The organism is Pseudomonas sp. C8002 (assembly GCF_013385765.1).
Classification (GTDB): Bacteria; Pseudomonadota; Gammaproteobacteria; order Pseudomonadales; family Pseudomonadaceae; genus Aquipseudomonas.
The window spans coordinates 123,749-137,095 of record NZ_JACAPJ010000001.1 but is presented as its reverse complement, the minus strand read 5'-3'; the positions used below and the strand labels follow the sequence as shown (position 1 = coordinate 137,095).

12 protein-coding genes are annotated in these 13,347 nt (G+C 61.6%); 2 read left to right on the top strand and 10 right to left on the bottom strand.

Annotated elements, in window-relative coordinates; all coding sequences use genetic code 11:
• Nucleotides 1-18 precede the first annotated feature (18 nt).
• Entirely contained in the window at nt 19-1,629 is a 1,611-nt protein-coding gene (locus HX814_RS00670; RefSeq protein WP_177015376.1) for a hypothetical protein, read from the top strand.
• A gap of 293 nt (nt 1,630-1,922) precedes the next feature.
• Complete coding sequence (gene dkgB, locus HX814_RS00665; RefSeq protein ID WP_177009741.1) at nt 1,923-2,726, top strand: 2,5-didehydrogluconate reductase DkgB; 804 nt, start codon at nt 1,923-1,925, stop codon at nt 2,724-2,726.
• On the opposite strand, the gene HX814_RS00660 is transcribed toward dkgB, so the two are convergent.
• The 10 genes from HX814_RS00660 to HX814_RS00615 all read right to left on the bottom strand — a co-directional run bounded on the left by HX814_RS00660 (nt 2,723) and on the right by HX814_RS00615 (nt 13,346).
• Complete coding sequence (locus HX814_RS00660; RefSeq protein WP_177009742.1) at nt 2,723-3,154, bottom strand: chemotaxis protein CheY; 432 nt, start codon at nt 3,152-3,154, stop codon at nt 2,723-2,725. The two genes, dkgB and HX814_RS00660, sit on opposite strands and share 4 nt — an antisense overlap.
• Before the next feature lie 135 nt (nt 3,155-3,289).
• Nucleotides 3,290-6,925 carry a transporter substrate-binding domain-containing protein gene (locus tag HX814_RS00655; RefSeq protein ID WP_177009743.1) on the bottom strand — a complete coding sequence of 1,212 codons (3,636 nt, stop codon included), beginning with the start codon at nt 6,923-6,925 and terminating at the stop codon, nt 3,290-3,292.
• A 1-nt stretch (nt 6,926) separates the two neighbouring features.
• Entirely contained in the window at nt 6,927-7,553 is a 627-nt protein-coding gene (locus HX814_RS00650; protein ID WP_003211560.1) for a response regulator transcription factor, read from the bottom strand.
• Between the two features lie 293 nt (nt 7,554-7,846).
• Nucleotides 7,847-8,563 (bottom strand): MgtC/SapB family protein, encoded by a 717-nt coding sequence (locus HX814_RS00645; protein ID WP_003211562.1) that lies wholly within the window; start codon nt 8,561-8,563, stop codon nt 7,847-7,849.
• Between the two features lie 580 nt (nt 8,564-9,143).
• Nucleotides 9,144-9,746, bottom strand: coding sequence for a GNAT family N-acetyltransferase (locus HX814_RS00640; protein ID WP_177009744.1), 603 nt, complete (start codon nt 9,744-9,746; stop codon nt 9,144-9,146).
• Between the two features lie 12 nt (nt 9,747-9,758).
• Nucleotides 9,759-10,100 (bottom strand): FKBP-type peptidyl-prolyl cis-trans isomerase, encoded by a 342-nt coding sequence (locus HX814_RS00635; protein WP_003211564.1) that lies wholly within the window; start codon nt 10,098-10,100, stop codon nt 9,759-9,761.
• 22 nt (nt 10,101-10,122) lie between these two features.
• Nucleotides 10,123-10,743: a hypothetical protein gene (locus HX814_RS00630; RefSeq protein ID WP_177009745.1), complete on the bottom strand. Its 621-nt coding sequence runs from the start codon at nt 10,741-10,743 to the stop codon at nt 10,123-10,125.
• A 232-nt stretch (nt 10,744-10,975) separates the two neighbouring features.
• A complete protein-coding gene (locus HX814_RS00625; protein WP_008435864.1) occupies nt 10,976-11,428 on the bottom strand; it encodes a RidA family protein in 453 nt (150 codons plus the stop codon).
• On the bottom strand, nt 11,425-12,309 hold the full coding sequence (locus HX814_RS00620) for a PhzF family phenazine biosynthesis protein (protein WP_177009746.1): 885 nt from the start codon (nt 12,307-12,309) through the stop codon (nt 11,425-11,427). The genes HX814_RS00625 and HX814_RS00620 overlap by 4 nt, the downstream gene beginning before the upstream one ends.
• The gene (locus HX814_RS00615; protein WP_177009747.1) at nt 12,306-13,346 is read right to left on the bottom strand and encodes an ABC transporter substrate-binding protein; all 1,041 of its coding nucleotides are present in this window, start codon (nt 13,344-13,346) and stop codon (nt 12,306-12,308) included. The genes HX814_RS00620 and HX814_RS00615 overlap by 4 nt, the downstream gene beginning before the upstream one ends.
• Nucleotide 13,347 lies beyond the last annotated feature (1 nt).

Sequence of the window (13,347 nt, the reverse complement as noted above, 5' to 3'; positions counted from 1 at the left end):
CTTGCAAGGAGCGCGATGATGTCCAGGTTACGCTTGAGTGTTTTATCGCTGCTGACCAGTGTGGTGCTGAGCCTGTTCGCCATGCAGGCCGCCTACGCATCCCCCACTTCCGACGCCGACGCTTGCGTGCAGCAACAGTTGGTGTTCAACCCGAAAAGCGGCGGCTTCCTGCCGATCAACAACTTCAACGCCACCGGCCAGAGCTTCATGAATTGCTTTGGCTGGCAGTTGTTCATTGCCCTGAACTGGCCGGTGAATCCCGGTTGGCCAGCCACGCCTGCCCTCGCGGGTGAGCCGGACATGAACAGTACCCTGGCGCAATTCGGCGTACCTACTGCCTCCGGGCAGCCGATGAGCGTGGCGCCGGTATGGGCCAGCTACAAGGACGCCAACGATATCTTCCTGCCCGGCGCGCCCGCGCCCACCGGCTGGGGCGTGCAAACCCTGGTGCCGTCCAATTGCAGCACCCAGGGCAGCCTCAGGGCGATGTCGGTGGGGGCGCGCAAGTTCATGACCGCCACCTCCGAAAGCGCGATCAACGCGCGGCATGGGTTTCACCTGTCCAGCGGCACCCTGGCCTCGATTCCGGACCCGATCATGGAAGCCTCCGGCGGCTGGCTGACGGACCAGTCGCAGAACCTGGTGTTTTTTGAACGCAAGGTCGGCAAGGCCGAGTTCGACTACATCGTCAGCAAAGGGCTGTACGACGCGGCCAACCAGCTGAAAGTCGCGCAGAACCTCGACAACCAGAACCCCGGCGGGCTGTCCTTGCCCATCGGTGAACCCATGCGCTCGCTGCCGCCCAACCCGGTGCCGCAGGAGCAACTGGGAGCTCTGGAGGTCAAGGCAGCATGGCGAATCCTCACCGGCAAACCCGAGCTCTACGGACGTTACCTGACCACGGTCGCCTGGCTCAAAAACCCGGCCACCTTGCAGTGCACCCAGCAGGTGGTGGGCCTGGTGGGCCTGCATATCATCAACAAGACCCAGGCCTCGCCCAACTTCATCTGGACCACCTTCGAGCAAGTGGACAACGTGCCGGAACCCGACCAGGTGCCGCCACAACAAACGCCGCCCGACAGCTTTGCCTTCAACAACCCGAACTGCGGCACCGGCCCCGAATGCACGCCGAACGTGGCGCGTATCCAGTGCAAGCAGCAGCATCCGGACCGCGACTGCACCGAGCCGTTTCCACGGGACCAACCCGTGCAGACCACCCGGGAACATCCGCTGCCCACTGAACTGCAGGCGCTTAACGGCGCGGTGCAGGCCAATTTCGCCCAGCAGAGCCAGGGCAAGTCGGTGTTCCAGTACTACAAACTGATCAACGTACTCTGGACCCTCACCCCCAACCCGCCCACCCAGCCGGAACCGGGTGTCAGTGCGCAAGTGCCGCTGTCCTGCGGGCCGTTTATCAGCCAGGGCAACGTACCGGTGGCCAACACCACCCTGGAGACCTACGTCCAGGGCGATAACTGCAATGCCTGTCACCAGTACGCGACCATCGCCGGCAGCTCGACCCTGGCCTCGGACTTTTCGTTCCTGTTCAACAGTGCCGATTCGGCCAGCAAGAAAAGCCTGGTCAAGCGCGTAAAAGCCTTCCAGACCCTCAAGGACGGTTCACCCTGAACTCGACTGTTCAGACCGCTGCTCAAGGTTTCTCGGTGCTGTAAGGCCTTGAGCATTTGGTCCTTGCGCTAGCTCCTGCTGGTTAAAAGAGGCGCCCCTTATCAAGTAACGCCCGAAATGTCCGACAGCCCCCCGCATCTACCCGGTAAGACCGCTCTCGAGGGATATCGTGTGGCCACCCGCCGACCACTCATGACTTTTGGTAAAGAGTCCTTTTCGGATTCAGCGGTTTTTCCGAAGGAACGAGAGGCCGATACTCGACTCCATTGTCCACACCACTTCAGGAGTCACTCATGTCCATTCCCGCATTCGGCCTCGGCACGTTCCGCCTGCAAGGCCAGGTCGTCATCGACTCCGTCAGCACCGGCCTGGAGCTGGGCTATCGCGTCATTGACACCGCACAAATCTACGAAAACGAAGCCGACGTCGGCCAGGCCATCGCCGACAGCGGCATCCCAAGGGACGAGCTGTTCATCACCAGCAAGATCTGGATCGCCAACTTCGCCGAAGGCCAGCTGATTCCCAGCCTCAAGGAAAGCCTGCGCAAACTCCAGACCGACTACCTGGACCTGACCCTGATCCACTGGCCATCGCCGGAAGACCAGGTACCGGTCGCCGAGTTCATGGGCCAGTTGCTGGAAGCCAAGCGCCAGGGCCTGACCCGCCAGATCGGTATTTCCAACTTCACCGTCGACCTGATGAAGCAGGCAATTGCCGCCGTCGGTGCCGAGCACATCGCGACCAACCAGGTGGAACTGCACCCGTACCTGCAAAACCGCACCGTGGCGGAGTTTGCCAAGGCCCATGGCATCCAGATCACTTCCTACATGACCCTGGCCTACGGCGAAGTGCTGAAGGACCCGGTGATCCAGCAGATCGCCGAACGTCATCAGGCAACCCCGGCGCAAGTGACCCTGGCGTGGGCCATGCAACTGGGCTACGCGGTGATCCCGTCGTCGACCAAGCGCGCCAACCTGGCCAGCAACCTCAAGGCTCTGGACCTGACCCTGAGTGACGCTGAGATGGCGCAGATCGCCGCCCTGGAGCGTGGCCATCGGCTGACCAGCCCCAAAGGCATCGCGCCGAACTGGGACTAAGCCGCAGGGCTGCCGGACAACTCCCGCAGCCACGGCAACACCCGCAACCCGTCGGTGGCTGACGGCGGGTCGATGATGTCCATGAAGTGTTCGAGGTTGATGCTGTCCGGCGTACCCGGCAGGCGCACCAGCAGGGTTGGTGCGGCGGCCGGCGTGCCCGGTTCGCGGATATCGTAGACCAGCACATGTCGAATCTGCGGGTGCTGTTCCTGGAAGGCCAGCACCCCGCCGTCGCTGTCTGCCAGCCCGGCGTTGATGATCAGCACATCGAACGGCCTGGCCGGAATCGCCGTGAGGATCCGCACTTCTTCGAACGTCTGCACCGGAACGATGCGGTAGTAGCCCAGTTGGTTGAGCATTTTTTCGATGTACAGTCGTTGCAGATGCTGTTCATCGGCGATCAGGAGGGTCAGTGCTTTGTTTGGCATGGCGAACACCTGAGCAAGAAGCGCTCGTGAAGGACTGGACGCACTATTTTCCAGACATATTCCGAAGACTAAATAAGGCTTGTTCCACCTTCACGTAGGAGTTGTCCCAAACAGCTCAATACCCCTCCGCACCGGTCAAGTCTGATTGCAATACCCCGACAGCGCGTGGTGCAGGTGCGCGAGCGCTTCATCCATGCCATCGACGGCACTGGCCAATTCGTCGCGGGCCTGACGTTCACAAACGCTTTCCAATACCTCGCAGCAAACCATCAGTGCATGAGCCTTGACCATCTTTGCCCCGCCCTTGGTGCGATGGGCCAGGTCATGCAGGCCGGCAAAGTCTGCCTTGCGTTGCAGGTTCACCAGCTGCCCATGGTCTGCCTCAAGGCTGTCGAGCAAGGGCGCCAGCAGCTCCTTCACCGCGTCGATATCCCCGCCGGTCAGTTTCTCAAGGTGGCTCAAGTCAAAGTCTGCCGCCAGTTCATCCGTGGTGCCGGGCGCCACCGAAGGTGTGGCCGTACGCCGCGCCAGGGCCGCATGCAAATCCTCAAGCCCGGTGGGTTTGAACAGGCAGCCATCCATGCCCGCCTGCCGGCAGCGCTCGGCTTCCTCGGGCTGGGCGTTGGCGGTAAACCCCAGCAACAGGCACGGCGCCAGGCCACGCTCGCTCTCCAGGGTGCGGATATCCCGCGCCAACTCATAACCGTCCTTGAACGGCATATTGCAGTCGGTAATCACCCCGTCAAAATGCCCGGACAGCCACAACTCAAGCCCCTCGACGCCATCTTCGGCGGTGGTGATCCGGTGCCCCAGGAAGCTCAATTGCCGGGCCAGCAGCAGCCGGTTGGCCGGGTAGTCATCCACCACCAGAATGTTCAGCGCGTGGGCCGGCGGAGTTTCCACGGCAACCGGTACGGGCGGCATCAGCGTGGTGTCGGCGACTGCCAGCTCCAGGGTGACATCCACCCGAGTGCCCTGCCCCAGCAGGCTGCTCAATTGCAATTGTCCCCCCATCATCTCGCACAGGTTGCGGCTGATGACCAGGCCCAGGCCCGAACCGCTGCGCGCCGATTGCGCAGTGTTGCTGCCCTGGATAAACGGGTTGAACAGGCGCTTCTGGTCTTCGACACTGATGCCGATGCCGGTGTCTTCCACCCACAGCCTGAGGTTCAAGTAGCCGCTGGCAATCGCCGACGAGCCGGACGCGCTAAGCCGCACCCGGCCGTGAGGGGTGAACTTGATCGCGTTGCTAAAAAGGTTCGACACCACTTGCTTGAAGCGCATCGGGTCCACCAGCACGTACCGATCAATCAGCGGGTCGAGCTCCACCTGCAGTACCAGGCCCCTGGCCCGCGCCAGCCCCTCGAAAACCCGCGCCACCGACGCCAGCAACTCGTGCAGGTTCGAAGGCTCGAGGGTCAGGGACAGGTGGCCCGATTCTATACGCGCGATATCGAGGATATCGCCGATCAATTCCAGCATGCCCCGTGACGCATCAGCGGCCACCTCCAGCGCATCGCGGTCGGCCCGGTTTTGTTCGGCGGCTTTCAGGGCCAGTTCGATCATGCCGATCACGGCGTTCATGGGCGTGCGGATTTCATGGCTCATGGTCGCGAGAAACGTGGTCTTGGCGCGGTTGGCCGCGTCGGCATCCTCCTTGGCCTCCTGCAACTGGCCGAGCAGTTGCTGCCTTTCGCTGACATCAACCCAGCCGGCGATCATGCCCACCACCTGCTCATTACCGTCGCGGTACGGCAGCATCCAGTGGTAGATGGTCAGGACCGCACCGCCCGGCACCTTGAGCACGCGGTCCTGGATCTGTGGCTCGCCCCGCTCCATCAAGCGCAGGTAATCCTGATGAAAAGACTCGGCCTGGGGGCGATTGCCGGTGTCGGTCTCGACCACGGTTTTACCGGTCACGTCCTCCAGCTTGAAACCGAACACATCAAGGTAAGCGCTATTGCACGCCATCAGCCGGCCCAGGCGATCACGCACATAAATCGGATGGGGTGTGCCGTCGATCAGCACGCCCATAAAGCGCATCTGATCACTCAGCGCCCGTTCGGCCTCGACGCGCTTGCGTATCAGCTGACGCAGATAAATCGCCCAGCCGAGGGTGATCAGCAACAGCAGCGCCGCCAGGCTGAAACCTTGAATAATCGCATTGCGGTGCCGCGCCCAGTAGCTGTCTTCAACCAATACCTCGCTACGCCAGTGGCCAGCCAATTCGTCCATTTCCTGGGGCGTAATACTCAGCAGCGCCTTGTCGAGGATCGAATACAACTCCAGTTGGCTGCGGTTGACGCCAAAGGCTATGCGGGCCGGCTCGGACCCGACCGTGCTGGTGATCCGCAACCGGTCACGGTACTCGCGGGCAATCATGTAGCGGGCGCTGATCAAGGTATTGACGGCGGCATCGGCACCGCCATCGGCCACCAGCTCCATGCCGTGCTCGGGGTTCTCGACGTCCACGAACTTGATGCTCGGATAGTCCTGGGCGATGCCCTCCTGCAGGCTATTGCTGCCAATCAGCGCCAGGCGCTTGCCGGCCATGTCTTCCAGGGTAAGGGGGCTGCCGTCATCAATGCGACTGACCAACACAAACGGATTGGTCAGGTAAGGCCGGGTAATACGTACCTTGTCCGTGCGCTCGACGCTGGGGGTGACCACCGCGATCATGTCTGCACCACCGGTGTTGACCCTGTCGATTTGCCGGAGCATCGAGGTGCCGGGAATGAAGTCAAACTTCAATCCCGTGCGCAAGCTGATGCGGGCCAGCACCTCGGCGCTCAACCCTTCGAACGCGCCCTGCTTGTCGATAAATGAAACCGGCAGGAACTTGTCGAGTACCGCGACCTTGATCCTCGGGTTCTTGTCCAGCCAACGCTGTTCACTGGCACTCAAGCGCAACCGGTCCGCCCCCAGGAACCCCAGGTTGCCGGCACTCCAGCGCCGCAGGATTTCCATCTGCTCGCTGACCGGGATCACCGCCAGTGCCGCGTTGATGATCGACAGCAAGCGCGCGTTGTCCCGGGAAAATGCAAACGCGAAGGGATTGACCTCAAGTGACGAGAAGTCGGCCATGCGGACGTTGTTCAGGTGGTTCCTGTTGATCAGGTAGTTGGTGCTGATTGCATCGCCGAGGTAAACATCTGCATGGCCGAACGCAACCGCGCCGATGGCCTCGAAGGTTGAAGGGAACAGCTGGATCCGGGCATTGGGGTAAAACGCCTGCACCGCGTCAGGCTGCATGTAGTGATAAAACATCGCCACACGTTTATCGGCCAGGTCGCTGCTCAGGCCCTGGCTGTCACCCGTGCGGGTGACCAGGGTCGGTTGATCCATGGCATAGGAGCGCGAGAGCACCAGCTGCGGGTCTGCCGCCTCGTAGCCATTGGCAGATCCCACAAAATCCACCTCGCCACGCTTGAGCGCGGTGATGACTTCATCGCGATTGTCGTAGCGGCGCACTTCTATCGTGATGTTCAGCGCATCGGCGATCAGCGACGCGTAATCCGCCGTAATCCCCTCGAGTTCATCGCTGGTGCTCAACTCGAATGGTGCGTAGTCGGGCCCAGAGATCCCCATCAACAACCGGCGCCGTTCGCGCAGCCAGCTCCACTGCGTTTCATGCAGCCGTACGGCGGGCGTTTCAATGACGGAATGCCCCAACAGATACAGGGTGCGCGGCTCGCCAAGCGCCAGGCCTTGTGTGCAGAGCGCGCCCAGCAGCACACTTGCGCTGAGCCACAAGACCCGAAAGTTGATCATTTCAGATCAGATGATTGCGCTGGGCGAACTTGGACAAATGCACCACCGACGACATCCGCAGCTTCTCCTTCAGTCGGGTTTTATAAGTGCTGATGGTCTTGTGGCTGAGCAACATATCCTCGGCAATTTCCTTGTTACCCAACCCCAGCGCCAGCTTCTGCAGTACGGTCAGCTCGCGGTCGGAAAGCTCTGCCACCAGGTCCTGCTCGGTGGATTGCAAATCGTCGCGGCGCACCGAGCTGGTGGGCAGGCTCGGAAAGCAGCTGTAGTTGGACATCACGGCCTTGATCGCTTTTTGCAACTCATCCAGCTCGCCGGTCTTGGCGACAAACCCCATCGCGCCGGCACGCATGCAGCGGGTGGAAAAAAACACCGCCAGGTAGGACGTCAGCACCAGGATCTTGCACGGCAGGCCCAGCGCCTTGATCCGGCTGATCACCTCCAGGCCACCCAGCTTCGGCATCGCCAGGTCGAGGATGATCAGTTCGGGGCGTTCCTCCCGGGCAATCTGCATGGCATCGGCGCCGTTGCCGGCCTCGAAGATCGTGTCGAAGCCTTCCTGCTTCAGCAGATAGCGGACGGTTGCGCGGATAAATGGATGGTCATCCACGATTAAAGCTTTGCTCATAAGGCTCCCCTGGGAGGATTCAGTACCGTTACACATCACACGGGACCTATCTACCTGTGAGAAATGACAGTTCCGACGAACGGAACTGAACAGTCCTACAAGCAGCAGTCGGGTCCCTCCATTTGAACAGCGCATAACCCTAGGTAGGCGGCACCTGCGTGCCTGGCTAGTCGCAAGCGCGCAACCTTACCAATGGAACGGCGTAACAACTGAAGGGATAGTCCCAGCTGAATGTAGGACTTTTCCTCACCACAAGCATAGTAAAGAGCCGGTCCCGGGGGCGCCAAGGCGGCCTAGTCGGTGGTACTCGGACTCCAGAACGCTTGCACCACAAGGGCTGAAGTGGAAATACGGGCCACCAGCGCATCCAGTTCGTCACCGTCTACCGAGGTCACGGCCAGCGTCGCCTCGATTTCCACCTCTTCAGGACCAAAGGGACGTACGTCCACATCACTGGCCGGGTAGTTGCAGCGAGCGAGTTCGGCTTCGAGCAAGGCCAATACCGCCTTCTGCTGGGTACGCCGGGCTACCACATACAAAATGTTGGTCACCTCGGCCGACACCACGTCCAGTGGCTGGCGGTTGATGTTATTGACGATCGGGCGCAGCAGCGTGTTGGCCGCCAGCACAAACAGCGTACCGAGCAGCGCTTCGAGGATCAGGTCGGCACCGGCACAGGCACCCACCGCCGCCGACGCCCAGAGCGTGGCCGCAGTATTCAGGCCGCGCACGTTGCCTTCTTCACGCATGATCACACCGGCACCGAGAAAACCGATGCCCGAGACCACATAGGCCACGACCCGCACCGCCCCTTCGGCGCCGCCCAGGCGGTTGGCCATGTCGACGAAAATCGCCGCTCCCACCGCCACCAGCACGTTGGTGCGCAGCCCCGCCGTGCGCTGGCGGTACTGACGCTCAAACCCGATCAGGCCACCGAGAATGAAGGCCGCGGTGAGGCTGACCAGCGTGTCGATCAGCGAGTTGAGGTTGATGTTGTTGATTGCTTGCATAGGCGTCTTCCCTATTCATTACCAGCCAAACTTACGCAAGGAACCTTCGGCCAGGTACGACCATCCTGGGCCGTGATTGAGTCACGGGCACGACAGGACAGGCCCGCCCGTCGCAAACGACAGGCGCGTCCGCAGTACCGCGATGCAAGGCATCACGTACTGTTAAGCGTCGATGAGAGGGAATTCGGAATCGGGCCAGGACTGGCCGCCATCGAAATGCCGCTTCTCGCTTCTGGGCGAGACAACGGCATCGGAAAAATGCGCGTTATCTTGCCAAGTATGTGCCGGTTATCGAGACCGGCAGACGACTGTCACTCGAACAAGTACCCACTGAGGGTCTCCGCTATTGATGAAAACGCGCGAAGCTTACGCTCCGAATTAATGAGAGTAAACCGTAGGAAAATTTACCCGATGGGTTTGGGCAGGTTCTTCAGGGAGGGTTCAGGTACGCACCACTGCGCAGCTCTCCCCCCCGTAGCAGCTGTCGAGCCCAAGCGAGGCTGCGTCGGCCACACTGCGATCATCAAGCCAGACACTCCACCGAGTCGCCGAACGCAGCCTCTCCCAGGCTCGACAGCTGCTACGCAGAAGACGGTCGATCACGCTCCACCAGCGCCAAATACTCATTGATCGCCCCACCCGCCAACGCCTTCACCTGAATGGAAACCCGATTCACCTGCCGCCCCATCTCGATGCCATCCCGAGTCCGCACCTGAACATACCCAAGCCGGGGCCAGAACCGCTCAGCCTTGACGTTCCCCACCACCACCGTCAACCGCAACCAGCGTGCGCCCAGGCTCACTACCCAATCCTGGAAATCGGCATGCAACTGCCGCGCAAAACCGCTGCCATGCAACGGCGTGGCCACCAACAGCAACCCGATATGCCAAACCCCGACCGCCAACAGATCTGACGCCACATTCACCACCGCAACCAACTGCCCTTCGGCATTGCGGTAGCCAATCCAATACATCCGCGTGTAGCTCCAGGTGTCGGGCAGTTGAAGAGTCAACTCATCTCGCGCCTCCGTGGGTGTGGCTGGCTCACCGTTGACCGCGAGAAAATATTCCGGGGCTGCTTCGAAAAAGCGCTGCAACTCGGCTTCATCCTCAAGGGTCAGCTCAACCACCCGAATGCCCGCTATCGAACTGCGCGGCAACTCCCCTGCTTCAACAACATCCATGTTCACCGCCCCTCAATCATCCCGCGTCAGTACTTCCAGCAACTCAATCTCAAACCGCAAATTACTGTTGGGCGTGATATGCGCCCCCATCGAGCGCTCGCCGTAGGCCAGGTGCGCCGGCACAAACAACGTGCGAATGCCGCCAACTTTCATGCCCATCAGCCCCTGGTCCCAGCCCTTGATGACGCGACCGGTGCCGATCACGCATTGAAACGGCTTGCCGCGTTCCCATGAGGAGTCGAACACCGTGCCGTCTTCCAGAGTGCCGGTGTATTGCGTGGTGATCAGGGCGCCTTTGACCACGGTTTTGCCGTCGCCGAGGCGGATGTCGGTGATTTCCAGTTCGGTGCTCATCGTGCTCTCCCGCTATCCAAAGTCACAGCCAATGCCAGAACCGACTCCAGAACCCACGCCCCAGATCATTCTTGCAGCCCGCATATTGCGCCGCATACATCTGCGAACGCGCCTGCACCTTCCCCGCCACCGGCATCAGCCAGGCTTTACTCGCGTAGGTACGCTGCCGGTAACCGCCCCAGCCTTCGTGGTAATTCAGGTACTGGCCGTAGGAATCGTATTTGTATACGCCGTTGATGGTGTAGGTCTTGTCCATGTACCAGCCGACAAAGTCGATGGCGTCGTCAAAGTCCTGCCGGCTGGCGCCGTAGCGTCCGGTGCTTTTCTGGTAGTCGCTCCACACTTCGTCCTTGGCCTGGGCGTAGCCGGAGGCCGTAGACACACGGCCCCAGGGGATGATCCACAGCAGGTACTTGCGTGGGGTCTTGGCGTCCTGCCGGAAGCCCGATTCCTGATACATGATCGCGAACGGCACCTGGATCGGCACGCCCCAGCGCGCCTGGGTCACCTTGGCGGCGTCGTACCAATCGTCTTTTTCGCGGAAGATGCCGCAGATGTCGTTGGGGGTGCGGGGTGGCGAGGTGCCGCATCCCGCCAATAAGGCGGTGAGCAGCAACAGCCCTGCGGTTTTTCCTGCGTTCAAAAGCTCACCGTCTCGTCGTGAGAATAAAAGGCGGGCAGTTTACTCGTTCGCCGGGGTTCCTGCAGAGGTGAAAGCAACACGAATCCTGTGGCGAGGGAGCTTGCTCCCGCTGGAGCGCGAAGCGCTCCCGGACCGGTTGACGCGGTATGCCTGAGGCACTGTGATCATCGGTTTTGGGGCGGCTGCGCAGCCCAGCGGGAGCAAGCTCCCTCGCCACATTTTGGTGGGTGGTTCAGGCAACGACCGCCGTCAGTTCCAGTTCCAGCAGGCCGTTGCTGGGTAATCCCGACACGCCCACCGCCGAACGCGCATGCCGGCCGTGCTCGCCAAACAGCTCAATCAACAGTTGCGACGCGCCGTCGACCACCTTGGAGAAGCCCTGGAAACCTTCCCCGCCAAACACAAACCCGCGAACGAACAGGATGCGCTCGACGTTCTCCAGCCCTACCGCCTGGTCCAGCACGCTCAAGGCCCGCAGCACACAGGTCTGCCCTGCTTCGTTGACCAACTCCGTAGAGGTCTGGTCCGTCACCGGCCCGGTAATCACGCTGTCACCCTGCCGACAAACCTGCCCGCTGACATACGCCACGCCTCCATGAATCGTCACTGGCACGTAGTCTCCCTTGGGGCTCGGCGCCTCGGGTAATTCCAGCCCGAGGGCTTGCAGTTTTTCGCGCACGCTCATGCCGGTTCCTCGACAAATTCCACATGCCCACCCAGCCAGCAGCCTTGCACCTGCCCCGCTTCATCCCGGCGAAACCGCAGGGAGATTTGCGAAGGTCGGCCCATGGCCCGGCCCTGGCGGATGTGCACTGGGCGATCATCTGCCGTCACCAGGCCATTCTCCAACAAGCCAAACGCCAACGCGGCAGCCGCGATGCCGGTGGCGGCGTCTTCCGGGTAACCCGAGGACTTGGGAAACTGCCGCGCATCAAATTGTCGCCCGTCCAGATCCGATGGCGCATAGGGGTACAAACCGGTGGAGCCGATGCGCTCGCACAGTTGCTGCATCCGCCGGTAATCCGGTTTCAGGCTATCCAGTACCGCCACGCTTTTCAGCGCGATCAGGGTTTTCACCCGGCTGGTGCAAGCGTTCTGGATCGGCAGCGGTGCCAGTTCGTTGGAAGTGATGCCGAGCACCGACAGAATCTCGGCCTCGACTTCGGCATCGTTCAACGCCTCGACCTGGCCCTTGGGCTGGCTGATTTCCACCTGGATATCCGGGGTGCCCGCAGCGGTGATCCGCGCATCCACCGGACCGCTCAGGGTCGATAACGTCAGGCGGTCCTTGTGCAGCATGCCCAACCGATCCAGCAGCCACACCGCTCCCACGGTGGCGTGGCCGCACATTTCCATCTCGTGGTTGGGCACCCAGAAGCGCAAGGCAAAATCGAACTCGCTGCCAACCGGTGCGGCGAACACGAAGCCGCACTCATGGCCATAGTCGCGGGCGACTTGCTGCATGTCGGCATCGCTCATGCCATCGGCGACGGCCACGGTTGGCGCGGGGTTGCCGCCACGGGCGGTGGCGGGAAAAACATTGACCAGGTGAACCTCGGGCGTCATTTCGCCTCTCCCTGAAGGGTGGAAACAGTCGGCGCCACGGCGTCGACGATGGAGTTGGTGTAGACCTGCTGCGGGTCGAGTTCGACCGGGTCGCTCTCCACAGCGTTCATGAAGCGAATGTTTTTCTCAACGCCGTCTTTCTCGATGCGCGGCGTGGCCGGGTAGGACGGCAGCGAAGCGGTCCAGGCAGCATTGAAGATGGCGGCGTCGGTGTGGGCGAAATACGGGCGCACCGACTCGCGAGCCTTGTCCGGGTCGCTGGCAATCAGGTGTTCGGCACGCCACAGGGCGCGGACCATTTTTTCGGCCGTGACCTTGTTGCTGGCCAGCCAGTCTTCACGGGCAATCATCGCAGTGAAGAGGAAGCCGTCCAGGGGTTTGTATTCGCCCTTGGCCAGGTCCATCAACACAAAGCCGCCTTGCTTCTCGGCGGTGGTGATGGTGGGTGGCGACAGCGAGAAGCCGTTGATGCTGCCCTGGGAAAACGCCGCGAGCATGTTTGGCGCGCCGCCGATGGGCATGATGGTGAAGTCTTTGTCCGGGTTGAGCCCCGCATCCTTGGCCAGGTAGCGCACCAGCATGTCGGTGGTGCTGCCAGGGCCGGTGACGCCGATCTTCAAGCCCTTGAGGGCCTGGGCACGGGCGGCCAGGGATGAGGTGGCCGACACGCCGGCCTTTTGCGCCGAGGCACCGTCGATCACCACGGTGCTGCCGAACTGGGTTTGCACGGCGGCGAACGCCTGGACATTCTGGCCTTTGGTGCGGGCGCGCACCGCGACGGCGGGCAGGCCGACGTACGCATCCGCATCACGCCCCAGCACGGCGGTGAGTGCTGCCGAGCCGCCTTTCTGGAATACGATGACGTCCACATTCAGGCCTTCATCGGCGAAGTAGCCTTGCTTCTGCGCGACGTAAATCGGCACATAGAGGAAGCCTTCGCTGGGGAACGCCAGGGTGACTTTGGTCAGGTCCCGGGCCTGCGCGGCGGGCAGGCATGAGGCGAGTAAAACGCTGGCGATGAACAGTGGTTTGAGCATG